General features: G+C 55.9%; 29 protein-coding genes. 19 read left to right on the top strand and 10 right to left on the bottom strand.

The window, feature by feature from the left end:
• Positions 1 to 2: 2 nt before the first annotated feature.
• A complete protein-coding gene (locus AURMO_RS08290; RefSeq protein ID WP_239406828.1) occupies positions 3 to 1,733 on the bottom strand; it encodes an ABC1 kinase family protein in 1,731 nt (576 codons plus the stop codon).
• Between the two features lie 3 nt (positions 1,734 to 1,736).
• On the bottom strand, positions 1,737 to 2,267 hold the full coding sequence (locus AURMO_RS08285) for a PadR family transcriptional regulator (RefSeq protein ID WP_110234709.1): 531 nt from the start codon (positions 2,265 to 2,267) through the stop codon (positions 1,737 to 1,739).
• Between the two features lie 118 nt (positions 2,268 to 2,385).
• Between AURMO_RS08285 and AURMO_RS09110 the strand changes: the two genes are divergently transcribed.
• The 5 genes from AURMO_RS09110 (at position 2,386) to AURMO_RS08260 (ending at position 6,459) form a co-directional block, all read left to right on the top strand.
• Positions 2,386 to 2,523: a DUF2256 domain-containing protein gene (locus AURMO_RS09110; RefSeq protein WP_110234708.1), complete on the top strand. Its 138-nt coding sequence runs from the start codon at positions 2,386 to 2,388 to the stop codon at positions 2,521 to 2,523.
• Between the two features lie 73 nt (positions 2,524 to 2,596).
• Positions 2,597 to 4,294, top strand: coding sequence for a circularly permuted type 2 ATP-grasp protein (locus AURMO_RS08275; protein ID WP_110234707.1), 1,698 nt, complete (start codon positions 2,597 to 2,599; stop codon positions 4,292 to 4,294).
• Positions 4,288 to 5,217 (top strand): alpha-E domain-containing protein, encoded by a 930-nt coding sequence (locus AURMO_RS08270; protein ID WP_110234706.1) that lies wholly within the window; start codon positions 4,288 to 4,290, stop codon positions 5,215 to 5,217. The genes AURMO_RS08275 and AURMO_RS08270 overlap by 7 nt, the downstream gene beginning before the upstream one ends.
• Positions 5,214 to 6,059 carry a transglutaminase family protein gene (locus AURMO_RS08265; protein WP_110234705.1) on the top strand — a complete coding sequence of 282 codons (846 nt, stop codon included), beginning with the start codon at positions 5,214 to 5,216 and terminating at the stop codon, positions 6,057 to 6,059. Before AURMO_RS08270 ends, AURMO_RS08265 begins: the two co-directional genes overlap by 4 nt.
• A 37-nt stretch (positions 6,060 to 6,096) precedes the next feature.
• Complete coding sequence (locus AURMO_RS08260) at positions 6,097 to 6,459, top strand: rhodanese-like domain-containing protein (RefSeq protein ID WP_110234933.1); 363 nt, start codon at positions 6,097 to 6,099, stop codon at positions 6,457 to 6,459.
• A 52-nt stretch (positions 6,460 to 6,511) separates the two neighbouring features.
• Here AURMO_RS08260 and AURMO_RS08255 read toward each other — a convergent pair whose 3' ends face one another.
• Together AURMO_RS08255 and AURMO_RS08250 are read right to left on the bottom strand one after the other, a co-directional pair.
• Positions 6,512 to 7,933, bottom strand: a complete 1,422-nt coding sequence (locus tag AURMO_RS08255; protein WP_110234704.1) for a cryptochrome/photolyase family protein — start codon at positions 7,931 to 7,933, stop codon at positions 6,512 to 6,514.
• A gap of 182 nt (positions 7,934 to 8,115) precedes the next feature.
• The gene (locus AURMO_RS08250; protein WP_110234703.1) at positions 8,116 to 8,760 is read right to left on the bottom strand and encodes a winged helix-turn-helix domain-containing protein; all 645 of its coding nucleotides are present in this window, start codon (positions 8,758 to 8,760) and stop codon (positions 8,116 to 8,118) included.
• 209 nt (positions 8,761 to 8,969) lie between these two features.
• Here AURMO_RS08250 and tadA point away from each other — a divergent pair, with 209 nt between their 5' ends.
• Positions 8,970 to 9,440 carry a tRNA adenosine(34) deaminase TadA gene (gene tadA / locus AURMO_RS08245; protein ID WP_204163613.1) on the top strand — a complete coding sequence of 157 codons (471 nt, stop codon included), beginning with the start codon at positions 8,970 to 8,972 and terminating at the stop codon, positions 9,438 to 9,440.
• On the opposite strand, the gene AURMO_RS08240 is transcribed toward tadA, so the two are convergent.
• Entirely contained in the window at positions 9,437 to 10,399 is a 963-nt protein-coding gene (locus AURMO_RS08240) for a cation diffusion facilitator family transporter (RefSeq protein WP_110234702.1), read from the bottom strand. The genes tadA and AURMO_RS08240 overlap by 4 nt on opposite strands.
• A 47-nt stretch (positions 10,400 to 10,446) precedes the next feature.
• Here AURMO_RS08240 and proC point away from each other — a divergent pair, with 47 nt between their 5' ends.
• On the top strand, positions 10,447 to 11,298 hold the full coding sequence (proC, locus tag AURMO_RS08235; protein WP_420807771.1) for a pyrroline-5-carboxylate reductase: 852 nt from the start codon (positions 10,447 to 10,449) through the stop codon (positions 11,296 to 11,298).
• A gap of 2 nt (positions 11,299 to 11,300) precedes the next feature.
• Here the strand turns inward: proC and AURMO_RS08230 are convergent, their stop codons facing one another.
• Both AURMO_RS08230 and AURMO_RS08225 read right to left on the bottom strand, forming a co-directional pair.
• Entirely contained in the window at positions 11,301 to 11,972 is a 672-nt protein-coding gene (locus tag AURMO_RS08230; RefSeq protein ID WP_110234701.1) for a potassium channel family protein, read from the bottom strand.
• Complete coding sequence (locus tag AURMO_RS08225) at positions 11,965 to 13,383, bottom strand: TrkH family potassium uptake protein (RefSeq protein ID WP_110234700.1); 1,419 nt, start codon at positions 13,381 to 13,383, stop codon at positions 11,965 to 11,967. Before AURMO_RS08225 ends, AURMO_RS08230 begins: the two co-directional genes overlap by 8 nt.
• A gap of 73 nt (positions 13,384 to 13,456) precedes the next feature.
• On the opposite strand from AURMO_RS08225, the gene AURMO_RS08220 reads away from it, so the two are divergent.
• The 4 genes from AURMO_RS08220 to AURMO_RS08205 all read left to right on the top strand — a co-directional run bounded on the left by AURMO_RS08220 (position 13,457) and on the right by AURMO_RS08205 (position 14,765).
• Positions 13,457 to 13,936, top strand: a complete 480-nt coding sequence (locus tag AURMO_RS08220) for an ArsR/SmtB family transcription factor (protein ID WP_110234699.1) — start codon at positions 13,457 to 13,459, stop codon at positions 13,934 to 13,936.
• A gap of 81 nt (positions 13,937 to 14,017) precedes the next feature.
• Complete coding sequence (locus tag AURMO_RS08215; protein ID WP_003792170.1) at positions 14,018 to 14,116, top strand: 30S ribosomal protein bS22; 99 nt, start codon at positions 14,018 to 14,020, stop codon at positions 14,114 to 14,116.
• A 92-nt stretch (positions 14,117 to 14,208) separates the two neighbouring features.
• Positions 14,209 to 14,466 carry a glutaredoxin family protein gene (locus tag AURMO_RS08210; RefSeq protein WP_110234698.1) on the top strand — a complete coding sequence of 86 codons (258 nt, stop codon included), beginning with the start codon at positions 14,209 to 14,211 and terminating at the stop codon, positions 14,464 to 14,466.
• Positions 14,463 to 14,765: a Dabb family protein gene (locus AURMO_RS08205; protein ID WP_110234697.1), complete on the top strand. Its 303-nt coding sequence runs from the start codon at positions 14,463 to 14,465 to the stop codon at positions 14,763 to 14,765. The genes AURMO_RS08210 and AURMO_RS08205 overlap by 4 nt, the downstream gene beginning before the upstream one ends.
• Before the next feature lie 61 nt (positions 14,766 to 14,826).
• On the opposite strand, the gene AURMO_RS08200 is transcribed toward AURMO_RS08205, so the two are convergent.
• Positions 14,827 to 15,210, bottom strand: a complete 384-nt coding sequence (locus AURMO_RS08200) for an SHOCT domain-containing protein (protein ID WP_110234696.1) — start codon at positions 15,208 to 15,210, stop codon at positions 14,827 to 14,829.
• 96 nt (positions 15,211 to 15,306) lie between these two features.
• Between AURMO_RS08200 and AURMO_RS08195 the strand changes: the two genes are divergently transcribed.
• Positions 15,307 to 15,567: a glutaredoxin domain-containing protein gene (locus AURMO_RS08195; RefSeq protein ID WP_110234695.1), complete on the top strand. Its 261-nt coding sequence runs from the start codon at positions 15,307 to 15,309 to the stop codon at positions 15,565 to 15,567.
• A 64-nt stretch (positions 15,568 to 15,631) separates the two neighbouring features.
• Here AURMO_RS08195 and aspS read toward each other — a convergent pair whose 3' ends face one another.
• A complete protein-coding gene (aspS, locus tag AURMO_RS08190) occupies positions 15,632 to 16,942 on the bottom strand; it encodes an aspartate--tRNA(Asn) ligase (protein WP_110234694.1) in 1,311 nt (436 codons plus the stop codon).
• A gap of 65 nt (positions 16,943 to 17,007) precedes the next feature.
• Here aspS and AURMO_RS08185 point away from each other — a divergent pair, with 65 nt between their 5' ends.
• From AURMO_RS08185 to ccsB, 5 genes are read left to right on the top strand one after another with little or no spacing between them, the layout of a single operon-like run.
• The gene (locus AURMO_RS08185) at positions 17,008 to 17,667 is read left to right on the top strand and encodes a histidine phosphatase family protein (RefSeq protein ID WP_110234693.1); all 660 of its coding nucleotides are present in this window, start codon (positions 17,008 to 17,010) and stop codon (positions 17,665 to 17,667) included.
• Positions 17,664 to 18,266: a TlpA disulfide reductase family protein gene (locus AURMO_RS08180; RefSeq protein WP_110234692.1), complete on the top strand. Its 603-nt coding sequence runs from the start codon at positions 17,664 to 17,666 to the stop codon at positions 18,264 to 18,266. Before AURMO_RS08185 ends, AURMO_RS08180 begins: the two co-directional genes overlap by 4 nt.
• Positions 18,267 to 19,019: a cytochrome c biogenesis CcdA family protein gene (locus AURMO_RS08175; RefSeq protein ID WP_110234691.1), complete on the top strand. Its 753-nt coding sequence runs from the start codon at positions 18,267 to 18,269 to the stop codon at positions 19,017 to 19,019. It abuts the gene before it with no gap.
• Positions 19,003 to 20,640, top strand: a complete 1,638-nt coding sequence (resB, locus tag AURMO_RS08170) for a cytochrome c biogenesis protein ResB (RefSeq protein WP_110234690.1) — start codon at positions 19,003 to 19,005, stop codon at positions 20,638 to 20,640. Before AURMO_RS08175 ends, resB begins: the two co-directional genes overlap by 17 nt.
• Entirely contained in the window at positions 20,633 to 21,550 is a 918-nt protein-coding gene (ccsB, locus tag AURMO_RS08165) for a c-type cytochrome biogenesis protein CcsB (protein WP_420807770.1), read from the top strand. Before resB ends, ccsB begins: the two co-directional genes overlap by 8 nt.
• A 3-nt stretch (positions 21,551 to 21,553) precedes the next feature.
• On the opposite strand, the gene AURMO_RS08160 is transcribed toward ccsB, so the two are convergent.
• Positions 21,554 to 22,528, bottom strand: coding sequence for an o-succinylbenzoate synthase (locus AURMO_RS08160; protein WP_110234689.1), 975 nt, complete (start codon positions 22,526 to 22,528; stop codon positions 21,554 to 21,556).
• A gap of 45 nt (positions 22,529 to 22,573) precedes the next feature.
• On the opposite strand from AURMO_RS08160, the gene AURMO_RS08155 reads away from it, so the two are divergent.
• Together AURMO_RS08155 and AURMO_RS08150 are read left to right on the top strand one after the other, a co-directional pair.
• Positions 22,574 to 23,464, top strand: a complete 891-nt coding sequence (locus AURMO_RS08155; RefSeq protein WP_110234688.1) for a 1,4-dihydroxy-2-naphthoyl-CoA synthase — start codon at positions 22,574 to 22,576, stop codon at positions 23,462 to 23,464.
• A gap of 7 nt (positions 23,465 to 23,471) precedes the next feature.
• Positions 23,472 to 24,635: an AMP-binding protein gene (locus AURMO_RS08150; protein WP_110234687.1), complete on the top strand. Its 1,164-nt coding sequence runs from the start codon at positions 23,472 to 23,474 to the stop codon at positions 24,633 to 24,635.
• Position 24,636: the final 1 nt, after the last annotated feature.

The following is a 24,636-nucleotide window of genomic DNA, read 5'->3' as shown; positions in this document are numbered from 1 at the left end:
CGCTAGGGCAGTGGTCCTCGTCGGGCGATCACGTCCGCGAATAGGGCATGCAGCAGAGGAACCCCCGAGATCACCAGAAGAACGGTGCCCAGGTCTTGCTCGGTGGGGAACATCAGCAGACCGCTGATGAAGAACACTCCAAAGAGCACAGCTGAGATCACTCGTCGCACTGCTCTCGCAAGTGACGAGGTGCGCTTCTCAAGTTCAGGATTACGCAGGGTGAGCTGACCCAGTTCTGCACGAGTGATGAGGGAGTCCACTCGTTTGGGCAAGCGAGCAAGAAGACTGAGTGACGTGAGACCGTCTCTGAGGAATGCTTCAATGACATTGCCACCCTCTGTTTTGATGAGCTTGGCTGAGTAAGGCTCGATGGCATTCCAGATGTTGAACTGTGGGTTCACCGAGCTACACACACCAGAGGTCAACGAGATCGCTCTGATGACCAAGAGGAAGTTCTCGGGGAATTGGAAGGGGAGCGCTCTGACGATGTCGGAGAACTCATTGACGAATGCCTTGAACTCGCGCGGATCAATAGTTTGAAGCTCGACAAAGCTGATGCCACCGAAGCGGTCAAACACTTTGGTCAGAGCACGCTCCAGTTCAACGGTGTCTGCACTCGGCATGAGCACACCGATTTCACGCATGCCATCGACCATGCCGGCACCATCTCGTGATGCGGCAGCAATCACGGTGGTGCGCAGGGCCTTGCCCAGGCTGGAGGGAACTTCGCCCATCATGCCGAAGTCGATGAAGGTCATTCGCCAGGTTTGACCGAACTCGTCTTCTTTCTCCAGTGGCTGAATGAAGATGTTGCCTGGGTGGGGATCGGCATGGAAGAAGCCGTGGATGAACACCTGGTCAAACATGATGGCCGCGAATTCATCAGCAACCTGCGCAGGATCAATTCCCACAGCACGCAGCGCATCAAGGTCTGTGATCTTGATGTTGGTGACATCTTCTTGAACCAGAACCCGACGAGTGGATTGCTCCCACACAACACCAGGGACACGAACACGTGGGTTGTCGGCGAAGTTCTCCGCGAAGCGCTCAGCATTGGCCGCCTCATTGAGGTAGTCGATCTCTTCAAGGCAGGTTGCCGCGAATTCGTCCATCAGGGCAGGTGCATCGGCTCGGCGATTGACCAGACGAATTCGGCTGAGCCAGCCGGCAACGCGACGCAGCGCACTGAGGTCCACCTTGACAATGCCGTCAATGCCGGGCCGTTGGATTTTCAGAACAACGTTGGCAAATCCGAGCTCTGCTGCTTCGCCATCTGACAAGACGGCGCGGTGGACTTGGCCCAGTGAAGCTGCTGCCAGAGGAGTGGACTCAACGGAGGCAAAGACCTGTTCGAGCGGGAGGCCTAGTTCACTCTCCGCCATCGCTCGAATAAGCGCGAAGTCCACGGCGGGGACTTCGTCCTGCAGTCCTTCAAGTTCTTTGGTTATTTCCGCGGGGAGGATATCCAGACGAGTGGACATGAACTGCCCTAGCTTGATCAGGAGTCCACTGAGGTCCAGTGCGAGCTTTTGAAAGCTTCTCGCAATGCGTTGCAGACGCTTGGTCCGGGTCTTGTTGGCGATGGAATTCAGACCAAACCGAGGCAACACCAGCTCAAACCACCACAGGGAAGCAAGGTGGAGAGCGGCGAAGCGCAGGATTCGTCGATAGCGCGCACGAGCAGCGCGAGCACTCAATGGCTCGCTTGCAATACCTGCCTCGGGGTTACCCACCCCTTAATTGTGGGTCACGATGGAGGAAAGTTTTTTCGCAGCCTCGTCGATGAGCTTGGTGGCCTTCTCCATTTGTTCTGGAGTTCCCACCCGAGCCACCTCAGCAGCAGCCTTGGCAAGCTTCATGCCAGAGAGAGCCAGTGTTCCACGAGGACCGGTTGAGCGATCAAAGCCGGTTTCCCAGGGAGCAGGTGACTCTGCTTCTGCGGCAGCAACTTCCTTACCGGTTGGGGTCAAGGAATAGGTTCTGCGTCCCTTGGTTTCCTTGCTTTCCAGGAGACCCTCATCGACCAACAGCTGAAGCGTGGGATAGACAGAGCCGGGGCTGGGCTTCCAGGCACCACCGCTGCGAGATTCAATCTCGTGGATGATTTGGTAGCCGTGCATGGGGGACTCGTTCAACAAGCGCAACACAGCAGAGCGAACATCACCCTTGCGCATGCGCATATCTACGTTGCGCTTGAACTGTCCACCAAAATCTTCAAGAGTTTGCAGGGCAGAAGCAATTGACCAGTCTGCGGACGAACTCTTCATAATGACTCCTTCGTGCTGACCCCAAGCGGGAAAGTGTTGTGTTAACGATATATCGCTGGTTTGAGTCTCTTCAACACTTTCAGTACTTCAGCAGGAAGCTCTCAGCTATGGTGAGCTCATGCCTCGAGTTGCACAAACTAAGAACGGGTTCCCACCCAAGATCTGTGAACGCTGCGGTTTACCTTTTGAATGGCGCAAGAAGTGGGAACGTGACTGGGAGAACGTGAAGTATTGCTCGCAGAAATGTAAGGGTTAATTCAGCAACCTCTTCCTAGGTGCAGAAGTCTCGCGGTAATCTGCTTGTAACCAAAGATGGGCAGGATGTACATATGGCAACCCTCTTTGATGGCTATGGCAACACCCGTGAAACACCACGGGTACGTAAGGGTGCCGCTGCGTGGGACGAGATGTTCCCCAAGACCGACAAGCCCGGAAATCCCCGCGCTCCCTATAAAGACCTCTATAACGCCCTGGCTCAGATGACCCAGGAGGAGCTTCGTGGTCGCACGGAAGCTCTGGCCAGTTCTTATCTTGCTCAGGGTGTGACCTTCGACTTCGCTGGTGAAGAACGACCCTTCCCGCTCGATGCCGTTCCCCGCGTTATTGAAACGGACGACTGGAACAACGTCGAAGCGGGCGTGCAGCAGCGAGTCAAAGTTCTCGAGATGTTCTTGGCCGATGTTTATGGCCCCCAGAACGCAGTGCGCGATGGCGTGATTCCCGCCAAGCTCATCAGCACCTCTAGCCACTACCACCGCCAAGCAGCCGGTATCCGCTCTGCCAATGGCGTGCGCATTCACGTTGCCGGTATTGACCTCATTCGTGACCAGGAGGGCACGTGGCGTGTGCTGGAAGATAACGTGCGCGTTCCCTCCGGTGTGAGCTACGTCATCTCCAATCGCCGTGTGATGGCACAGACTCTTCCCGAGCTGTTCGTGGAAATGAGCGTTCGCCCCGTTGGTGACTACCCCTACAAACTTCTGCAAGCACTGCAGGCATCTGCACCTGATGGTGTGGACGAGCCCACCATCGTGGTGCTCACTCCAGGTGTTTATAACTCTGCCTACTTCGAGCACACCCTGCTCGCCCGCCTGATGGGTGTGGAGTTGGTGGAAGGACGCGACCTGTTCTGCTCGAACGGTCGCGTGTGGATGCGCACTACCGCAGGCCCTAAGCGAGTAGACGTGATTTATCGCCGCGTGGATGACGAATACATTGATCCACTGCAGTTCCGTCCGGACTCCATCCTGGGTTCTCCTGGCATGCTGTTGGCCGCACGCCTGGGTCACGTCACGATCGCCAACGCCGTGGGCAATGGTGTGGCAGATGACAAGCTCGTCTACACCTACGTCCCCGAGCTGACCAAGTACTACCTCGGCGAAGAACCAATCCTTCCCAATGTCGACACCTGGCGCTTGGAAGAGTCCGAGGCTCTCGAAGAAGTGCTCGACCGTCTCGACGAACTCGTCGTGAAGCCCGTGGATGGTTCTGGTGGCAAGGGCCTGGTCGTGGGACCCGATGCATCCAAGGAAGAGCTCGAAGCTCTCCGCCAGCGTCTGATTGCGGACCCTCGCGGATGGATTGCCCAGCCGGTTGTGCAGTTCTCCACCATCCCCACGCTCGTGGAAGAAGGTATTCGTCCCCGTCACGCAGATCTGCGCCCCTTCGCCGTCAATAACGGCGAAGACGTTTATGTTCTCCCCGGCGGCCTCACTCGCGTTGCTCTTCCCGAGGGCGAGCTAGTGGTGAACTCCAGCCAGGGTGGTGGCTCGAAGGACACCTGGGTTGTCGGTCCGATTGAAGATCGTCCCGGCAAGGGTGCCAAGCGTGAACACGTCAGTGTCTCTGACTTGGTTGCTGACCAGGCCACCCTCGAGTCGGATGAAGTGGAAAGCTCCGCATCCGGTTCACACGAATCACGTGCTTCCTTGCCATCTGTTCTTCCACAGGATCATGACGCTACTAAGCGCCACCAGCAGCAAGAACAGCAACAACAGTCCGTTGACGGAGAGGTGAGCTCATGCTGAGCCGTATTGCCGAGTCTCTCTTCTGGATTGGCCGTTATGTTGAGCGTTCCGACGGAACCGCCCGTATCTTGGATGTTCACCTGCAGCTGCTGCTCGAAGATCCCTGGATCGACGAAGACACTGCTTGCCGTTCATTGCTTTCTGTGATGGGTACTGATCTTCCCCCCGGCAAGCTGGTCACCCGTGAAGACGTGATCAATGACTTGGCTGTGGATCGTCAGCACCCGGGTTCGATTGCGTTCGCCATTGCCTCGGCACGTGAGAATGCTCGTCGTGCTCGCGAGATTGTCTCGACGGAATTGTGGGAGTGCCTCAACAGCACCAACGCTCGTATTCCGAAGAAGGTTGCTGCCGAGAAGACCCACGAATACTTCCGGTGGGTGCGCGAGCGCGCAGCGCTCGCCATCGGCATCGTGGACTCGGCAACGAGCCACGACGAAGCGTGGCAGTTCTTCACTCTGGGTCGCGCTCTCGAGCGTGCAGATATGACCGCCCGTCTGCTCGCGACGAGGTCGCTCACCGACGCCAGCGGTCCTTCCTGGACCACCATTCTCCGCAGCTGTGGTGCCTATGAGGCTTACCTTCGCACCTACCGCGGTGTTCCCTCGACTCGTAACGCGGCAGAGTTCTTGCTCACGGACCGTCTCTTCCCGCGCTCGATTCTCTACTCGGTTACCAAAGCTGAAGAGTGCTTGCGTGAGATTGATCCTCGTGAGGGTCGCGCGGGTGTTGTGGATCAGGCTCAGCGTTTACTCGGTGGTATTCGTGCGGAACTGTCGTTCCGTCCGATTATTGAGCTCATGGATGACCTGCCTGCCCACATGGAAGAAGTGCAGGCAGTCACCAGTGCTGCCAGTGACCAGATTCGCTTGAAGTATTTCCCCACCAGCGCGGTGCCCGTCTGGATTGGAGAGAACTCATGAGTCGTCTCCGCATAGTCCACCGCACAGGTTTCTCCTATGAGCTTCCTGCGACTGCGTCCTATAACGAAGCACGCATGTTGCCGGTGAGCAACAACGAACAGTTTGTGCTGCAGGCCAATCTCCAGATTCATCCCACGGCAGCTCAGCACGGCTATGTCGATTACTGGGGAACCCAGGTGAGCACCTTCGAGGTGCTCACTCCCCACACGGAGCTTTCTGTCACGGCAACCAGTGTTGTTGAGGTTCGTCCTGCGCTGCGTGAAGTTCCCGATATGAGTTGGGAAGAGCTGGAGAAAGCCCGCACCAGCAGCACCAAGTTTGTGGAATTCACCGAGCAGACCAGGCTCACCACTCCGCCCGAAGGACTTGCGGAGCTTGCTCAGGGGATTGTTGCTCAACACAAAAATCCTGGCGAGGCAGCCCTCGCTATCGCCGCCGCGATTTACGACAACATCGAATACACCAAGGGCGTGACCGGCGTTCAGACCACGGCAACCCATGCCTGGGAGAACAAGAAGGGTGTCTGCCAGGACATTGCTCACGTGACCTTGGGTGCTCTGCGTGCTGTGGGCATCCCTGCCCGCTATGTCTCTGGTTATTTGCAGTCGAAGCCAGACGCCGCCATCGGTGAAACCATCGTGGGTGAATCTCACGCCTGGGTGGAGTGGTTCACGGGAGACTGGTTTGGGTATGACCCCACCAACATGCTGAACATCGGTGAGCGCCATGTTCTCATTGCACGCGGCCGTGATTACAAGGACGTTTCTCCGTTGCGCGGTGTGTATGCAGGCGCCAGTGCGTCAGGCGTTTTCGTCAAGGTTGAGATCACCAAAGAGGCCTAAGCAAGATACCCCCAGGGGTATCTGCTATTCTGTGGACATGAAGAAGTTTTTAGCGCTGTTCGCCCTCGTTCTTGCGACAACCTTTGCGTTGTCCGCATGCGCTCCCGCAAGTGAGCCCATCACGGTGGATTCCAACACCATCGTCATTGATGTGCGCACGCCCAGTGAATACAGCGAAGGCCACCTTGATGGTGCGGTGAATATTGATGTTCAGGATGCCAACTTCGGCACTATTTTGGGCCAGCTCCCCACCGATGGTGAATATGTTGTTTACTGCCGTTCTGGAAACCGTTCAGCCCAGGCAGTTGAGATCATGAAGGCCTCTGGCTTCACCAATGTTGTTGATGCTGGTGGCGTCAACGATGCCTCGGCCAAAACGGGCATCGCCATCGTTCAATAGAAGTCAAAGAAATGCCCCGCTTGTTCTTGCCGAACGAGCGGGGCATTTTTGTTTACAGATCGATGGTGGGCGGGGCAATGCTCCGGGGATCATCCGCCAAGGTCTTGAACGCCTCGAGTGCACGGTTTCGTGACTCGAGGAGATCCACGATTGGTTCGGGGTATCCGCTAAGCATGGGGTGTTCATATTCTCCGAGGTAGCGGTGAAGGTATTCCCGCTTCGGGTCGAACTTGTCTGCTTGCAGCACGGGGTTGAACACGCGGAAGTAGGGAGCCGCGTCAGCACCGCTGCCGGCAACCCACTGCCAGGAGGCAGCATTGCTGGCAGGGTCAGCATCGACGAGGGTATCCCAGAACCATGCTTCGCCTACGCGCCAGTCAATGAGCAAGTTCTTGATCAGGAAGGATGCCGCAATCATGCGCACACGGTTGTGCATGTAACCGGTCTGCCAGAGTTCACGCATACCGGCGTCCACCATGGGGATGCCGGTGCGACCCTGTTGCCAGGCTTCGAGAATCTCTGGATCTGGTTCGCCCCAGGGGAAGTGGTTGAAGCGCGCATCGAAATTCACCGTGGCCAGATCTGGCCAGTGATAAAGCAGGTGATAGCTGAACTCACGCCATCCCAGTTCAGCTAAGAACTTCGCGGCGTTCGTGGAGAACTCTGCAGAGTTGCCGTGATCACGACGGAAATCATCGGTGGCATGCCAGATCTGGAAAGGACTGATCTCGCCCCACCGCAGGTGGGGAGAGAGCTCACTGGTCGAATACTCAGCAGGGAAGTCTCTGCCCTTGGCATAACGATCTATGCGGCTGGCAAAGAAGCGCTCCAGTGCAGCATGTGCACCGTTTTCTCCCACGGTCCAGCGAACGGGGAACGCAAGTGCCCAGTTGGGGTTGGTGGGAAGCAGGTTCCAGTTATCGAGGTCATCACTGTCAGGAAGTGTTGCCGGAGAAGTGATGGACTCGGGCGTGGGCGCAGGAAGCCTGGGTGGAGTCGGGCGGTTGATGCAGGACTTCCAGAACGGAGTGAACACGGTATAGGGAGTGCCACTTCCGGTGCGCACCGTCCAAGGCTCAAACAACAGGTTGGCCTGGAAACTGTGAGCTTCGAGTCCGGAGGCTTTGGCGTAGTCCTTGATGCTGGCGTCCATGTCGCGCTCGGGCTTGCCATAGCGACGGTTCCAGTAGAGAGCAGTTGCACCTGTCTCTCGGATGAGGGTGCGAATGATGTCTGGTGCCGCTCCCTGGCGAAGAATCAGCTCGCCACCGAGACGGTGAAGCTTGTCTCGCAGTGCGGTGAGACTGTGGTGGAGCCACCACTTTGTTGCGCCGCCCAGGGGGCGAATGCCGGGAGAAACTTCATCCAGGATGAACACCACAACGACGGGCTCACCACGTTCTACCGCAGCAACAAGAGCGGGGTTATCTGCAACGCGAAGATCGTCGCGCAGCCATACGAGTGAGCAGGTCATGAGTACAGCCTAGGCAATAGGTAAGGGCCGATCGGAAGAGGCATCCGATCGGCCCTTGTATTACACCAAGAGTTTTGCAATCACATTCACGAGTTAGCCACAGCTAGCAACGCTCGTAATGACACTTTATAACGGAACGGTAACGGTGGGGAAGTGTTTTTCCTACAAGTTTCCTGAGAACTTTAGAAAAGATCCGGGCTGGGGGTGCCAGCATGCATGACGGTTACGTCAGCGTGAGTGTCATAGCGGTAACCCACACCACGCACCGTGCGCACGATGTCTTCGAAGCGGCCGAGCTTGGAACGTAGACGTCGAACGTGAACGTCGATAGTGCGCTCGTTGGGGATATCGAGATCATCTTCGCGCCAGAGTGCCTTGATGATTTCTTCACGGCTGATCGTCTCACCCTTGTGAACAACAAGGAACTGGAGCAGCTCAAACTCTTTGAAGGTCAGCGGCGCCGCTTGGTAGTCAATCAGCACGCGCTTGCGCGAGATGTCGACCACAACACCACCGTCACCATCAGATGGCTCAAAGTCTTCTTCTGGGGTGTATTTCGCCACGGCGGAAGGCTCTTGCAGAGCGAGGCGAACCAGGTCCACTTGGCGACCTCGTGAGCTGGCAGGAGCAAGTGCAACCGCGGCATAGGTTTCGGTGCCAGGAACGAGTTCATTGGTGAGCTTCTTGAGAGCTTCCACAACCTTGCCCAGGTCTAGACCGCGCTCAGCAGCAGTTGCCTCGTCGAGGCCGACATAAAGCGCGAATCCCTTAGGGATAGGGCGTTCGGTGGGTGTTGACATTGGAATCCTTTGTGGTGCCATAAACATCAGGCCGGGTTAACACGGGCGATGTGTTGAGTGTCGAATGAGGGGTAATGCAGCGGGAGTTAGTTGCTGCAACACATTCGACGGCAGGCACAGCTCATCACGGGCATCATGCCGTGAGCACCAGTGAAGGTGTGAGCGCCAGTTGTCATAGAGATAAGTTAACCGGACTGCGCTAAACCCTGTCAAATATGCGGATATAGGCTCGAGGTATGGCAGTTCCCACATCCCACGAACGCAAGGCCCAAATGGAGCTTGCGTTGGTGGAAGCACGTGCCTGTGCGCACTCGGATGATGTGCCCGTGGGTGCGGTCATTCTTGATGCCGAAGGCACAGTTATTGCCACCGGACGCAACACCAAAGAGCGAGATGAAAATCCACTCGGCCATGCCGAGGTGATGGCTATTCGTGCTGCGGCAGAGAAACTTGGCAACTGGCGCCTCAGCGACTGCACGCTTGTGGTCACTCTCGAACCTTGTGTGATGTGTGCCGGAGCAATCCTGGCAGCACGCATTCCCACCGTTGTTTATGGCGCTTGGGATGAGAAAGCCGGAGCTGCCGGCTCTGTCTTTGACCTCTTACGAGACCGCCGTCTCAACCACCAGGTTGAAGTGATCTCGGGTGTGCTGGCCGAAGAATGTGGTCAGCTCCTGACCGAATTCTTCCGAGAGAAGCTGGGTTAGTCGGTTCCCTTAATCACGATGGCATCGGTTGCCACCGATTCGGTGCGGTCAAGACGTGCAACATCAGGCTCAATGTAAATCACACGTGCTGCAGGAACTGCCTCGCGCACGCGGGTCTCAATACTGTCGATAGATTTTGCCACTTCAGAGAAGCGGAGCTCTGCGGGGAATGCCAGCTTGGCACCCACCATGAACTCATCTGGTCCGAGGTAGAGGGTCTTCATGTGAATGATGCCGTCGGTCTCACCACCGGAGATGATGGCCTTCTCGATGGCCTGGACGTCCTCAACGCTGGCGCCTTCACCGACAAGCAGACCCTTGGTCTCGAGTCCCAAGATGATGGCCACAATAATCAACAGCACACCAATTGCAATAGTGCCCAGAGCATCGAAGACACTGTCACCGGTAATGACCGTCAAGCCCACACCAAAGAAGGCCAGCACCAAACCAAGCAGAGCTGCAGTGTCCTCGAGCAGGACGACAGGAAGCTCGGGTGCCTTAGCGTGACGAATGAACTGGAACCAGGATGCATTGCCACGTAGCGGGTTAGATTCCTTGATGGCGGTGCGGAGCGAGAAGCTCTCGAGAACAATCGAAATGGAAAGTACCAAGATGGGCAGCCACCACATCTCAATGGGCTCAGGGTGTTGCAGCTTGTGGATTCCTTCATAGAGAGAGAAGACGCCACCCACGCTGAACAAGATGATGGACACAACGAAGGCGTAGACGAAGCGCTCACGGCCATAGCCGAAGGGGTGCTTGCCGTCAGCACGTTTCTTTGCCTTGCGTCCACCGAGTAACAACAGAAGCTGATTACCGGAGTCAGCGAGGGAGTGGACACCCTCGGCTAGCAGAGAGGTAGCTCCGGAGAACGCCCATGCAATGAACTTGGTGGCGGCAATACCGAGGTTTGCCAGCAGTGCAGCAACGATTGCTTTGGTTCCACCTGAATGGCTCATCGACGTATCTCCCTCATTGGCTTGTGTCCCAATCCTAGAATGAGCAGGTGACAGACAAAACACAGGTAACCCTTCCGACCATCGCGATGCTGGGTGCTGGCTCGATGGCACGAGCCATCCTGGCCGGCCTCTTAGCTCCCCATGTCAGCGTGGACGGGCAGGTACGTGTGACGAACCGCAGCGCCGAGAACGCTGCCCGGTTCGACACCGAACCACGAGTTCAGGCCTGGGCAACAGCCAATGACCCTGAGGCCAACAGCAAGGCAGTTGCCGGTGCACAGATCGTGCTCGTCGCTGTGAAGCCTGCCATGGTGCCCGACCTGCTCGATGAGATCTCCCCCGCGCTCGCCGAAGGCGCCATTGTGGTCAGCGTTGCGGCCGGTGTCACCACCGCAACCATGGAAGCTCACCTACCCGAGCACGTCTCCGTTATTCGCACCATGCCTAACACTCCATCCAAGATTGGACTTGGGGTCACTGGCATTGCAGCAGGCACTCGCTCCACCCCCGCGCAGCTCGAGCTCATTTCCTCGATGTTCAGCACAGTGGGAGAAGTGATCATTCTTCCCGAGAACAAGATCGATGCTCTCGGTGCCATCTCTGGTTCAGGCCCTGCTTATGTCTTCTACTTCATTGAGCAGCTGACCAAGGTTGCCCTTGAGCACGGATTCAATGCTGAGCAGGCCGAGAAGATGGTGCAGGGCACCTTCCGCGGAGCAGTGGAACTACTGGCCCAGTCCGGTGTAGAACCCTCAGAGCTACGTCGCCAAGTCACCAGCCCCAAGGGAAGCACAGAGCGCGCTATCGCCGTGTTCGATGAAGCTGACATCAAGGGCATCCTGCTCAAGGGAACGCAGGCAGCCATTGCTCGTTCCGAAGAAATGGCTCGCGGCGAGTAGTACTACTTAGGAAGTGCGGCGAACTTCTCAATGTCAGCAGGGTGACCTGAGACCAAAATCTGATCACCCTCAGCAATCAGAGTCTCTGCAGTCGCATAGGTAAAGGATTCATCAGGCTTCTTCACGCCCACAGTCGTAATCTTGTATTCGTTTCGAATACCTGCCTGAGCAAGGGTCTTGCCAAGAAGAATTCGGGGTGGGAACATCCGCACGATGGCGAAGTCTTCGTCGACTTCGACGAAATCCAACATTTGTCCATTCAACAAGTGGGCAACACGCTCGCCGGCTTCCGCTTCTGGATATATGACATGGGTAGCACCAATGCGTTCCAGAATCTGACCGTGTGATCTGCTGATTGCCTTGGCCCAAATCTCGGGGATACCCAAATCGACCAAGTTCGCAGTGATGAGAACGCTAGCTTCGATAGAAGAGCCAACGGCCACAACGGCTACAGAAAATTCCTGTGCACCAATCTGCTGCAAGGCTTCAATTTTGGTGACATCAGCTTGAACAGTGTGGGTAACGCGTTCTGACCATTTCTGTACCAACTCCATGTCGGAGTCCACAGCGAGAACCTCTCTATCGAGACGGTCTAACTCACCAGCTGTGGCAGCGCCAAAGCGTCCCAGCCCAATAACCAGAACGGCATTGTCTTTCTTTTTGCGATCAACCAACGATGGGCCTTTCTTCGGGGCGTCTAAAGAATTGTCCCACTTGAGATGCCGCAAGGGCAGCAGCCAAGGTTACGGTACCTACTCTGCCCATGAACATCACAATGGACATGACGTACAGACCTTCGTCGGGAAGAGTCGCGGTCAGACCAGTCGACATCCCCACAGTGGCAAAAGCAGAAATGACATCAAAAAGTACGTATTCAAATGCGGCGTCTGTGAATTCACTAACAAGGAGCGCACCAACAGCAACGGTGGTTGCGCCCCACAGACCCACACTCACGGCAAGACGGAGAACATCTTGGGGGATAGTTCTGCCAAAAGCTTCAATTGAACTTCGTCCACGTGCTTCAGACAAAGCGGCCAAAATTAGCACCGCAAATGTAGTGACTTTGATGCCTCCAGCGGTAGAAGCTGATCCACCACCGATGAACATGAGCATGTCAGTCATGAGCAATGTGGAGGAGTCCAGCTGACCAATATCGACCAGGTTAAATCCCCCGGATCGTGCCATGGTGGAGAGGAATGCCGCCTGGTACGTCAATTCACCTGGCCCCATCCCTGCAAAGACGAGGCTGTTCTCTGGTTCGAGCAAGAGATAAGCGATGACCCCACCTACCCACAAAATGGCCCAGGTCACCAGAGTGATCTTGACGTGCAGCGACCATTTTCGAGGGTTCTTGAGATTGCGACTCAATGCGTAGATGACGGGGAAACCGACGCTTCCCAGTAATACTCCAACCATGATGAGTGTGAGGAACCAGTAGTCCCCCGCAAACATTTCAAGCCCGCCCACATTCGGCGTAAACCCTGTGTTGGTGAAAGACATAGCTGAGTAGTAGAAGCTAAACCATATGCTTTCCCCAAGTGGGTAGCCAGCAGCAAGAACACTAGGCAACATCAGCGCCGCAATCACGGACTCGATAATCACCAGGCTCAACGCAACTGTTGCAAGTAGTCCTCCGACTTCACCAAGGCGAATGGCCTGGCCCTCAGAAACAGGGCCACTGTGCAGACGCAAAGGGTTCGTGTCGCTTGCTGCCATCAGGCGGGCACGAAGACCTAGTCGACCCGAAATAATTGCACCCAAAATAGATGCAAGTGTCAGCACGCCGAGCGCACCCACCTGAGTACCGGTAAAGACAATTGCATTACCTAAGGGAGACCAGTAAGTCGCCATATCAACGGTGCTCAGCCCAGCGACGCAAATTGTTGAGACAGCTGAGAAAAGTGCGTCAGCAAAATTCGTGGTTTTACCTGAAGCTGAGGCAAATGGCTGCGAGAGCAGAAAGGTGAAGACGGCAATAAGTGTTGCAAAAACTAACAGAGCAAAGCGCGAGGGTGAACGAGAAGCAAAGCCTTCTACCCACTCGCGAAACTGCGGGGGGAAAGACTGAGAACCTTCTGTAGCCATCTTTTCCCCCTCTGGTAGTTGTGCTGAGACATTCCCATGCTACGCGGTGCATATAGGGCGGTAACCTTATTCCATGGCTGACATTTTTGACGTAGTCGCAGATTCCACCCGACGCGAGATGCTGCAGATTCTTTTAGAGAATCTGGTTGCTGACTCGGGTGAGATGAGTGTGTCTGAACTCGTAGCACGCACTGGCCTGAGCCAGCCCACTGTTTCAAAGCAGTTGAAAGTACTCCGCGAAGCTGGACTGGTAGGTGTGCGTGAAGATGGTCAGCACCGTCTCTACCACCTCGACCCCACACCGCTGGAAGAGCTCGAAGACTGGGCGATCCCTTTCCTCAGCGTGAACTTCCCCGGCGATGCCGATGAAGCAGGCCAAGAGCGTCTCTTCGCAGCTGCTGATGAAGCAGTAGTTGCAGCGGGAACCTCGGTCGGTAGTGCTGCTGCCACAACCGTTTTCCAGGTGACCCAGGCCTTCGGTGATCTGCAGAACACCACCAAGGATGCTGTTCGTAATGCAGTTTCCCGCCTTCGTAAATCCAGCGGTAAGTAATCCGCTAGACTTCCACGAGGCATTATTTGCCAGTCACTGATCGCAATCATCGCGATCTAGCCCAATTTTTGTGAGGTTCGTGTGGGTTCAGTCATCAAGAAGCGCCGCAAGCGTATGGCGAAGAAGAAGCACCGTAAGTTGCTTCGTAAGACTCGCCACCAGCGTCGTAACAAGAAGTAGGTCTCTACTTCTTGCAGCATAAAGGCGTCAGAGCATCAGCTCTGGCGCTTTTTGCTGTCTTCTGGCACGAAGCAGTGTCTTAGTCTGGAAGGGTGTCCGAGATCACCCTCACCCTGATTGGTAAGCCAGGCTGCCACCTCTGCGATGACGCAGAAGCAGTCGTTGCCACCGTGGTGAAGGCTCTTCCCGAGCAGAACATTGCCGTGGAGGAACTCAGTATCGAGGACGACAAAGAGCTCTTTGATTCCTATTGGGATCAAATCCCTGTGCTGTTGATTAACGGCAAAGTTCACAACTACTGGCGCATCGACCCTGAGCGTCTCACCACAGCATTAAAGGAGCTCTCATGAGTATTCGTCACATCGTGATGTGGAAGTTGGCCAGCGAAGCTCCAGAAGAGAAGCTCGCTCAGGCAGAAGAGATGCGCGTGGCACTTGAAGGACTCAACGGAGTTGTTCCCACGCTGCGCTCACTCACCGTTCGCCCTAATGCTTTATTCGTGGGCGCCAACTACGACGTAGTCCTGGACTCCACCTTCGATGACCCCGATGGCCTTGCTGCCTATGCAGCACACCCTGCTCACGAAGAGGCTGCCAAGGTAATCAAGAAGTATGCGGCGCAGCGCACTGCAGTCGACTACGAGTTCTAAGAACTCAAGTGTTAACGACGAAGGCCCCGGGATAACCCGGGGCCTTCGTGTTGTTCAATGACTACTTCGAAGCGAGGATCTTCTTCTTCAAAGCGGTGAACTCTGCAGCGGTCAATGCACCAGAGTCCTTGAGTGCCTGTGCCTTAGCGATCTCATCAGCGTGAGAAGACTCGCCTGCAACCTGCTTGATGTAAGCGTCAGCCTGTGCCTGTGCTTCCTGCATAGCAGCCTGCTGGCGTGCTGCCATACCGCCACCGCGAACGATGAGGTAGATCAGAGCGGTAATCCAGAAACCGATGATGAGGAAGAAGATCCATGCTGCCTTAGCCCAACCGGACATTTTGTGGTCGCGGAAGAGGTCACCAATGATCGAGAAGAGGACCATCAGGTAAGCAATGAAAACAAATGCCCAGATGAACATTGTGAGGAAGGACATGTCGCCCATAGTTATAAACCTTTCAAAAGTGGAACCGGTGAAAACCGAAACCTGTGCGGGAAATTTATCCCAACACGTAATCGTAGCGAGGATTAGGCTAAAGGTATGAGTAATCCACAGGACAAAATCACGATGTATGGAGCCGAGTGGTGTGGTGACTGCCGCCGCTCAAAGAAGCTCCTCGACACTCTCGGTGTTGACTACGACTACGTCGACCTCGAAGCAGTGCCCGAGGCCGCAGCTATTGCTGAAGGAATTGCGGGACGCAAGAACATCCCCGTTATCTCTTTCCCCGATGGCGCATTCCAGGTTGAACCTGCAGATAGTGAACTTCACGCCAAGCTCACTCAGCTAGGTGCAATCTAAACCACGACCGTAAATTACAAACGCCTCCGAGATTCGGAGGCGTTTGTCGTTGAAGCTGAGCTGACTACGGGGTCAGACGGTTGGGTCCGCGGAAGAGGTAGGTGACCTCTCGCAGGTTGGGCTGGTGCAGCATGAGCATCATTACGCGGGACAGGCCCATACCGAATCCACCGTGGGGTGGAACCCCGTAGCGGAAGAAGTCGAGGTAGAACTCGAGCTCGGTGGGGTCAAGACCCTTCTCGCGTGCCTGTGCTTCGAGAATGTCGATGCGGTGTTCACGCTGAGCACCGGTGGTGATCTCAGTGCCGCGCCAGATCAGATCGTAGCTGTTGGTGATGGTCTGATCGTCTGCATTACGCATGTGATAGAACGGACGAATGCTGGTGGCGTAGTCGGTCAAGAAGACGAACTCGTGGCCATACTTTTCTGCAACATACGCAGCAATCTGGCGCTCACCCTCGGGGTCCATGTCGTCATCTTTGCGAGGTACTTCATAGCCACGCTCAGCAACAATCTTCTTGGCTTCAGCCAGAGGAATTCTGGGGAAAGGAATGGTGGGAACGACGACGTCCACGTCGAACAGTTCCTTGATTTCCTCGCCGTGCTTTTCCCTGACCGCGCTAATGGCGGCAACGAGAAGCTCTTCCTGCATCTTCATGACGTCTTCGTGGCTGTCGATCCAGCTGATCTCAGCGTCAACCGAGATGAACTCGGTGGCGTGACGAGAAGTGAAGGAAGGGTCTGCGCGGAAGACGGGGCCGATCTCGAAGATCTTGCCAAAGCCAGCGGACTGCGCCATCTGCTTGAAGAACTGCGGCGACTGCGCGAGGTATGCCTTGCCTTCGAAGTATTCAACCTCGAAGAGTTCTGCGTTGGATTCGCTGGCGCTTGCCATGAGCTTGGGGGTGTGCAGCTCGATGAAGTCGCGCTCAATCCAGTAGGTACGCATAGCGTGCTCAAGAGTGGTCTGTGCGCGGAAGATGAGGTTGTTACGTGCTTCACGCAGGTCGAGGAAGCGCCAGTCCAGGCGCTTGTCGATGCCTGAGTCGGCAGCAATAGGGGTCTCAGGGTTAGCTGCGGTGACTACCTCGATATCCGCAATCTTGATTTCAAGACCGCCAAGCTTCACGCGCTCGTCGAGCTTGAGTTCACCAGTGACGCGAATGAAGGTTCCGGTAGCAAGACCCGAGATGATGTCCGCAATAGGGTCAGACTCTTCAGCACGAGGGTGAACCAGCTGAGCTGCGCCACTCTCGTCACGGAGCACAACGAACTGCACCTTCTTCTGGTCACGGACCTTATCTACCCATCCGGCCACGGTTACGTTGCCCTCGGGAATGGTTGCCAGGTTCTCAATTACGATGCGTTCAGTCACAAGGTAAGAGTTTACTTGCCCACTCTCGGCGAATTCACCGGAACGGCAACCGTAGACTTAGAATCATGGTCGCCACTCAGCTTCACCTCGTCCGTCACGGCGAGGTTTTCAACCCGAACAGGGTGCTGTATGGCCGCTTGCCTGAATACGGTCTCTCCGAGGCTGGCCACCAGATGGCAGCTCTTGCTGCAGCAGATTTAGCCGGTCGTGGCCGCGCTTATTCACGCCTGATTGCTTCCCCCCTCCAGCGCACACAAGAATCCGCAGCACCGGTTTCTCAGGCGCTTGCGTTGCCTATCGATATTGATGAACGGGTTATTGAACCCACCAATGCATTTGAGGGAAAGCGCATGCGCGGTGCCGACTCCGCACTCAAGGATTCTGGTAACTGGAAATACCTGGTGAACCCCTTCCGTCCCAGCTGGGGTGAGCCTTACCAATCCATTGCCTCTCGTATGCGCGAAGCAATGATTGATGCCGCCACCTCGGTACCCGGTGGTGACGTTGTCATCGTCAGCCACCAACTCCCCATCTGGATGGTTCACCGTGACGTCAACGGCAAGAACTTATTCCATGATCCGCGCGCTCGCCGCTGCACCCTTTCCAGCATTACCACCTTGGAACTGATTGACCCGATGAAGCCCGAGCTCGGCTTTGTTGAGGTGGGCTATGTTGAGCCAGCTGCTGAACTAACTGCCACCGCATTGGATGTGGGCGCAGTATGAGGAAGAAACTAACCACGCTTCTTGTTGCTGGTGCTGCCGTCCTTGCACTGGGCCTGTCTGGATGTTCTAGTGATCCTCTAGCTGAGCAATACCGAGAAGGTTCCAACAAGAACTACATCGCTGGTGATGGCTCCATCACCGAGATCACGCTCGACAACCGTGGTGACGTGATTACGTTCTCGGGAACGACAGAGACTGGCGAAAAAGTTTCTTCTGCTGACTATCTGGGCAATGTTCTTGTGGTCAATTTCTGGTACGCGGGCTGTGCTCCTTGCCGTGCTGAGGCACCAGATCTGGAGCAGGTCTACAACGAGATGTCACCACAGGGTGTGAACTTCCTCGGGGTGAACGTGCGTGATCAGGCTGCCACCATCGACAGCTTCAACAAACGTTTTGGCATCACCTACCAGAGCATCATTGACCAAGACGGTCAGGCGCAGCTTGCCTTTGCTGCTCAGGTTCCCCCCAATGCTGTTCCCACCACGTTGGTCTTGGATGCCCAAGGCAGAGTCGCGGCCCGCATCTTGGGTCAACTCACAGACCCGTCCATTCTTTCTACGTTGATCAATGACATCTCCGCGGAATCGAGCGCTCAGTAAATGAACGTGGGTGAGCTGGTTTACAGCGGGCAGCTTCTTGTCGCCATCCCGTTGGCGTTGCTAGCCGGACTCATCTCCTTTGCCTCACCCTGTGTTCTCCCGCTTGTTCCCGGCTACCTTGCCTATGTCAGTGGAGTGACTCAACCAGCAACAGATAAGCAGGGTCGTCGCAGGAACATTCGTCGCATGGTTGCCGGCGTCTCGCTGTTTATTGCCGGTTTCTCTCTTGTCTTTGTTCTCTATGGCGCCGCCTTTGGAGCCATCGGTGCCTGGTTGATCCAATGGCAAGAACTCATCACGGTCATCTTGGGCTTCGTTGTGATTGCCATGGGCTTTATCTTTATTGGACAGTTCGGTTTCTTTCAACGCACCGCCAAGCTCAAGATTTCCCCAGCCAGGGGCCTCGCCGGCGCTCCCTTGCTGGGCATTGTTTTTGGTTTGGGTTGGACCCCATGCATGGGTCCCACGCTGACCGCCATCTTGTCGCTGAGTATTGATGCTGCCTCGCCCTGGCGCGGTGCGCTGCTCGGCTTTGCTTACTGCCTCGGTTTGGGTATCCCCTTCGTCCTTCTTGCTCTGGGCTTAGGCTGGGCAACAGGCTCAGTCGCTTTCCTCAAGCGTCATATTCGAGCCATCAACATCTTCGGTGGAGTTCTGCTGATCGTCATGGGTGTGCTCATGGTGACGGGATTGTGGACTGCATGGATCTATCAACTACAGGCGGTGATCAATAACTTTGTCCCGACCCTCTGATCACATTGATTCGAAACCTGTTGACGTCGACGCCAAGATTATGAACCCCAACCTTGGTGTTGTGGGCTGGCTGCGCTGGTTCTGGCGTCAGCTCACCAGCATGCGCACCGCGCTACTCCTTCTGTTGCTGCTGGCTATCGCTGCTGTTCCTGGCTCTCTTGTTCCACAGCGCAGCTCAGACCCCAACGGTGTGAGCCAATACTTCGTCGACCACAAGGACACCGCACCGATACTGGATCAGTTCCAGATGTTCGATGTGTATTCCTCGGCGTGGTTCTCGGCCATCTATCTGTTGCTGTTTGTTTCCCTGATTGGGTGCGTGCTTCCCCGCACTAAGCACCACATCGAAGCATTGCGTGCTCAGCCTCCTGTTACTCCTGCGAACCTGGTTCGCCTGCCTGCGTATGCCAAGCTCACTATCTCGGGCAAGAGCGCAGAAGAAGTACTCGAAGCAGCACGCAAGGTTCTCAAGTCAGACCGTTACCGCGTCGCTCGCTATGACCGTGCTGCCGGAGGCAAGGGCAAGCTCAAGACCGAAGCTGCAATTACGGTCTCTGCAGAGCGCGGATACATGCGCGAGACCGGAAACCTCATCTTCCACTTTGCCCTGGTCGGTGTTCTCATTGCCGTGGGCTTTGGTGGTGGCTTTGGCTTTGCCGGTCAGCGCGCTTTTTATGAGGGCCAAGCCTTCACTAACTCACTGATTGCCTTTGACTCGTTCAACCCAGGACGCTTCTTCAACTCAGCCTCGCTTCCTCCTTACACAATTCAGTTGGACAAGTTCACTGCTGTGTATGAAGAGCAAAACTCCAACGCGATTGGTCAGCCTGTGGATTTCACCGCTGAGGTGACCACGCAAATTAAGGGTGAAGAACCTCAGAAGCAGACCATCAAGGTCAACGAGCCTTTGCGCATTGCCGGCACCGATGTCTATCTCCTTGGCCATGGCTATGCCCCCACGGTGACGGTTCGTGACCCTGAAGGCAATGTCGTCTTTACGGACTCCGTGAACTTTCTGCCTCAGGATATGAACCTCACCTCTCTGGGTGTGATCAAACTTCCTGACGGCTTGGCTGAACAAGTTGGTTTGATTGGTTTCTTCTATCCCACCGTGAGCGCAGGCCACAGCGGCGCCTTTTTCTCGATGTATCCAGACTTGATTGACCCTCGCCTCACTTTGGATGTGTATTCCGGGGATCTTGGTGTCGATGAAGGAATTCCTCGTTCGGTCTATGCCCTCGATACCGAGGACATGACCAAACTCGCAGGACGCAAAGCGCCTCAGAAGTCGCTCGAGTTCAAAATCGGTGACACCGTCGAACTTCCCAATGGTTTGGGTACGGTGACCTTTGACGGTGTGAAGCGTTTCGTCTCACTCGAAATTCACCGTGATCCCACGCAAGGGTGGGTTCTCTTCTTCTCCCTCGCGGCATTGGGTGGTCTCTTGATCTCGCTCTTTATCCCTCGCCGCCGTATGTGGGTTTCGGTCACTGAAAACTCAGACGGTTCGGTTACAGCGGAATGCGCTGGTCTTGCCCGTGGTGATGACCCAACGCTTGAGGGCGCCGTTGCTGCCCTGAAAGACAAGCTCGAACGAGCCTTAGGATTGACCCGTGACTGACACCCTCTCGCAGTACTCCGTTCTTGCCCTCTATTCGGCCATGGCAATCTACGCCATCGCGTTTGTGCTGTTCACTCTTGACCTTGCTAAAGGTGCCAGTGACGATTCAGCAGCCGTTGGCGAGGCAAAGAAGGTCGCCGTTGTGCCCGAACGACGCAAGCTTGCTCGCGTTGCGATGGCACTGACCGTCATTGGTTTCTTGTTGCAACTTGCTGCCACAGTGATGCGCGGTCTTGCCGCTTCCCGAGTTCCCTGGGCAAACATGTATGAGTTCGCCATGACGGGAACCCTCGTAATTGTGGGCGTCTTCCTTCTTGTGAACCTGAAATGGGACATAAAGTTCCTGGGTTCCTTTGTTACAGGTCTGGTTCTGCTACTGCTGGGTCTTGCAGCCACTCGCTATTACGTCGAGATCGCTCCACTCCCACCTGCGCTTCAGTCCTACTGGCTCGTTATCCACGTCTTCGTGGCAACTCTTGCCACGGGCTTCTTCGCCCTGGGCTTCGCACTCTCCTTGATGCAGCTTCTTCAAGGCAAGCGAGAGAGTGCTGTTGCTGCGGGCGAGAAGACACGTTTGGCTTTCCTGACGAGACTTCCTGACTCTGTGCAGCTGGAGAACTTTGCTTACCGTCTGATCATCATCGGTTTCGTGCTCTGGACCTTCACCCTCATCGCCGGCGCCATCTGGGCAGAAAAGGCCTGGGGTCGTTACTGGGGTTGGGACACCAAGGAAGTCTGGACCTTCATTATCTGGACCATCTATGCCGGTTACATCCACGCCCGCTCCACCCGTGGATGGCGTGGTAGCCGTTCTGCATGGCTAGCCATGGTGGGCTTTGCCGCGGTGATGTTCAACTTCACAGTGGTGAACATCTTCTTCAAGGGCCTGCACGCTTACTCAGGCCTCTAAGCCTTAGAGCAGGTTGTAGCAGCGCTCCAGCCGCTCCAGCCACCACGCAGTGGTGTCAGAGCTGGCTGCGAAGCGCTCGAGCAAGTCTTCACTGACCGCAGGACGCTGCACGGCAATAGAGCCCCCCTGGGCCACCATAGGTGCCTCAGTGACGTCACCGGCTAACAGGGATGCTGTTCCTAAGCCGCAGTCGTAGTCGAGCACTTTCACCGCAGCTGCGGCATAGAGACCCATGGCAATGCCCACGGAAGATTCCAGGGCACTGGAGAGCACGATGGGCAGGGTTACTTCTTCAGAAAGCTCCACAATTTTCGAGATGCCACCCAAGGGCTGTGCTTTGAGCACCAACACATCTGCCGCAACGGCTTGTGCAACTGCTCGAGGATCTTCTGCTTTACGAATACTCTCATCGGCAGCGATCAGCACGTCCATGTAGTGAGTGCGTTCACGCAGCTCTGCGAGTTCTTCGAGTGAAGCGCAGGGCTGCTCGACGTATTCGAGATCGAACTCAGCCAGGGCATGGAAGGCATGCTCTGCCTCGTCTACATTCCAGGCGGCGTTGGCATCCACGCGAATGCGGCCCTCAGGGCCCAGGATCCTGCGCACTTCGCGCACACGCTCGACGTCCTCGCTGAGAAGCTGACCGGGTTCGCCCACCTTCACCTTGGCGGTGCGACAGCCATCAAAGTGGGAAAGAACTTCGGCTACCTGATCTGGGGCAACAGCAGGAACGGTGGCGTTGACCTTGATTTCGTCGCGATGCAGCTTCGGCAGAGGCTGCCAGCCAAACTCAATCGCAGCACGAAGCCAGTGCACGGCCTCGTCATCGTTGTATTCCACGAACGGACTGAATTCGGTCCAGCCCTCAAGTCCTTGGAACAGCATGATCTCTCTGGACCAGATGCCCCGGAACTTCACCGCAAGGGGAAGTGAGACCACGTGGGCGGTGGCGAGAAGCTCAGATAGAGGTGGGTGCACGTCCTTAGTCTCCCACCGTTGCTGTGGTTCTCGTAGGCTGGAGGCATGGCATCTCCCGTTTCGGACATCTTTGACCCCACGCAGTGGGTTGTTGCACCTGGCTCAGAAGGCTTCACGGACATCACCTACCACCTCGACGTGCGCGGACAGGTTGCTCGCATTGCCTTCAACCGTCCCGAGGTGCGCAATGCTTTCCGCCCCCAGACGGTTGATGAGCTCTACCGCGCACTCGACGATGCCCGTCAGAACAGCAAGGTGGGCGTTGTGCTCATCACCGGTAATGGTCCTAGCCCCAAGGATGGCGGCTGGGCATTCTGCTCTGGTGGAGATCAGCGCATCCGCGGCAAGGCAGGCTATGAATACGCTGACGGTTCCACGGGAACTGGTCGTCTGCACATTCTTGAAGTGCAGCGCCTCATTCGCACGATGCCCAAGGTTGTTATTGCTGTCATCCCAGGTTGGGCGGCAGGTGGTGGACACTCGCTCCACGTGGTCTGCGATCTCTCTATTGCCAGCCGTGAACACGCACACTTCAAGCAGACCGATGCTGACGTGGGCTCGTTTGATGCCGGTTACGGCAGCGCTTACTTTGCCAAGCAGGTGGGTCAGAAGTTTGCTCGTGAGGTGTTCTTCCTCGCTGAGGAATACAGTGCAGACCGTGCCTATGAAATGGGTGCCATCAACCGCGTTGTGGCGCACGAAAATCTCGAGACAGAAGCTCTCGCAATGGCACGAACCATTATGACCAAGTCGCCCACCGCTATTCGCATGCTGAAGTTTGCCTTCAACGCTGTCGACGATGGCATCTTGGGCCAGCAGGTCTTCGCTGGTGAAGCTACCCGTCTTGCCTATGGCACAGACGAGGCAGTCGAAGGTCGCGACTCCTTCTTGCAGAAGCGCGAACCTGACTGGTCACCCTACCCCTGGCACTACTAGGCCTCACATGACAGCTGTGGTGCTCTGTGATGCGGCTGCGCCGCAGCAGGTCTTTGCCGCACTCTCGGAAGCACTGAACAACAACGGACCTGCTGTGCTGGTTCGGGACGCACGAGCCTCACGGATGGTGGCAGCAGGAGAGACACCGCTGACCGAAGCTCCTGACGGAACTGCTTTGCTTATTCAGACATCTGGCACTTCGGGTAAACCGAAGACGGTTGCGCTGAGTGCTGCGGCACTTCGAGCTAGTGCAGAATCTGCACACGAACGTTTAGGTGGGCCAGGGCAGTGGTTATTGGCTTTGCCCCTCACCTACATCGCAGGGATGTCAGTCCTTGTGCGCTCCATTGAGTCCGGAACCGAACCGGTGTTCATGCCCTCGGGTCCTTTCGATGCAAGAACCTTTCTGCAGTCCGTCAGCGAGATGACAGGTGCTCGTCGATACACCGCACTTGTTCCCGTTCAGTTGGCACGAGTCCTCGAGGAAGCAGAAGACAACACTGAGGCACTCGAGTCGTTGCGCACACTGGACGCTGTCCTCATCGGTGGTCAAGCACTGGAACCTGATCTGCGTGAACGGGCACAGGCACTCGGTGTGAAGATTGTCACGACGTATGGCTCAAGTGAGACTTCTGGTGGTTGTGTCTATGACGGGGTTCCACTCACGGGAGTGAACGTGGAGATAGCAGAAGGCTCAGATGAAATTCTTATCTCAGCCCCTCAGCTCGCTAGTGAATACGTCGGTGATGAACAGCGCACAGCAGATACATTCCAAAATAGGAATGGAGAGATCTGGTATCACACAGGAGATGCAGGGACCCTAGAAAACGGCGTGCTTACAGTGCTTGGTCGTCTCGACCGAGTGATTACCTCTGGTGGACTGAAGATTGACCTCGACGCGGTAGAGGCTGTAGTTCGGGGAATTTCTGGCTGCTCACAGGCTCTCGTCATACATATTCCAGATTCGGAATGGGGTGTTCGACCAGCTGTTGTTGTGCCTGGAGCTGAGGAAGACGCAGAGCTCTCTGCACAGATCTATGACGAGATTGTTGCGGAGCTAGGTCGCGTTGCCGCACCCAAGGTCGTCTGCTTTATCGAGGAGATTCCTCGACTGAGTTCGGGCAAGCCAGACCTGCTCACACTGTCTTCATACGCAGCGTCACAGAAGTAGG

This window comes from Aurantimicrobium photophilum, from assembly GCF_003194085.1.
GTDB classification, from domain to species: Bacteria; Actinomycetota; Actinomycetes; order Actinomycetales; family Microbacteriaceae; genus Aurantimicrobium; species Aurantimicrobium photophilum.
The sequence above is the reverse complement of the archived record's forward strand: the minus strand, read 5'-3'. Positions and strand labels throughout refer to the sequence as shown.

What these genes read in the sequence shown, in the direction of transcription:
- AURMO_RS08285 (WP_110234709.1), bottom strand. Translation starts at nt 2,267, where the DNA reads ATGAAGAGTTCGTCCGCAGACTGGTCAATTGCTTCTGCCCTGCAAACT.
- AURMO_RS09110 (WP_110234708.1), top strand. Translation starts at nt 2,386, where the DNA reads ATGCCTCGAGTTGCACAAACTAAGAACGGGTTCCCACCCAAGATCTGT.
- AURMO_RS08275 (WP_110234707.1), top strand. Translation starts at nt 2,597, where the DNA reads ATGGCAACCCTCTTTGATGGCTATGGCAACACCCGTGAAACACCACGG.
- AURMO_RS08270 (WP_110234706.1), top strand. Translation starts at nt 4,288, where the DNA reads ATGCTGAGCCGTATTGCCGAGTCTCTCTTCTGGATTGGCCGTTATGTT.
- AURMO_RS08265 (WP_110234705.1), top strand. Translation starts at nt 5,214, where the DNA reads ATGAGTCGTCTCCGCATAGTCCACCGCACAGGTTTCTCCTATGAGCTT.
- AURMO_RS08260 (WP_110234933.1), top strand. Translation starts at nt 6,097, where the DNA reads ATGAAGAAGTTTTTAGCGCTGTTCGCCCTCGTTCTTGCGACAACCTTT.
- AURMO_RS08255 (WP_110234704.1), bottom strand. Translation starts at nt 7,933, where the DNA reads ATGACCTGCTCACTCGTATGGCTGCGCGACGATCTTCGCGTTGCAGAT.
- AURMO_RS08250 (WP_110234703.1), bottom strand. Translation starts at nt 8,760, where the DNA reads ATGTTTATGGCACCACAAAGGATTCCAATGTCAACACCCACCGAACGC.
- tadA (WP_204163613.1), top strand. Translation starts at nt 8,970, where the DNA reads ATGGCAGTTCCCACATCCCACGAACGCAAGGCCCAAATGGAGCTTGCG.
- AURMO_RS08240 (WP_110234702.1), bottom strand. Translation starts at nt 10,399, where the DNA reads ATGAGCCATTCAGGTGGAACCAAAGCAATCGTTGCTGCACTGCTGGCA.
- AURMO_RS08225 (WP_110234700.1), bottom strand. Translation starts at nt 13,383, where the DNA reads ATGGCTACAGAAGGTTCTCAGTCTTTCCCCCCGCAGTTTCGCGAGTGG.
- AURMO_RS08220 (WP_110234699.1), top strand. Translation starts at nt 13,457, where the DNA reads ATGGCTGACATTTTTGACGTAGTCGCAGATTCCACCCGACGCGAGATG.
- AURMO_RS08205 (WP_110234697.1), top strand. Translation starts at nt 14,463, where the DNA reads ATGAGTATTCGTCACATCGTGATGTGGAAGTTGGCCAGCGAAGCTCCA.
- AURMO_RS08200 (WP_110234696.1), bottom strand. Translation starts at nt 15,210, where the DNA reads ATGGGCGACATGTCCTTCCTCACAATGTTCATCTGGGCATTTGTTTTC.
- AURMO_RS08195 (WP_110234695.1), top strand. Translation starts at nt 15,307, where the DNA reads ATGAGTAATCCACAGGACAAAATCACGATGTATGGAGCCGAGTGGTGT.
- AURMO_RS08185 (WP_110234693.1), top strand. Translation starts at nt 17,008, where the DNA reads ATGGTCGCCACTCAGCTTCACCTCGTCCGTCACGGCGAGGTTTTCAAC.
- AURMO_RS08180 (WP_110234692.1), top strand. Translation starts at nt 17,664, where the DNA reads ATGAGGAAGAAACTAACCACGCTTCTTGTTGCTGGTGCTGCCGTCCTT.
- AURMO_RS08175 (WP_110234691.1), top strand. Translation starts at nt 18,267, where the DNA reads ATGAACGTGGGTGAGCTGGTTTACAGCGGGCAGCTTCTTGTCGCCATC.
- AURMO_RS08155 (WP_110234688.1), top strand. Translation starts at nt 22,574, where the DNA reads ATGGCATCTCCCGTTTCGGACATCTTTGACCCCACGCAGTGGGTTGTT.
- AURMO_RS08150 (WP_110234687.1), top strand. Translation starts at nt 23,472, where the DNA reads ATGACAGCTGTGGTGCTCTGTGATGCGGCTGCGCCGCAGCAGGTCTTT.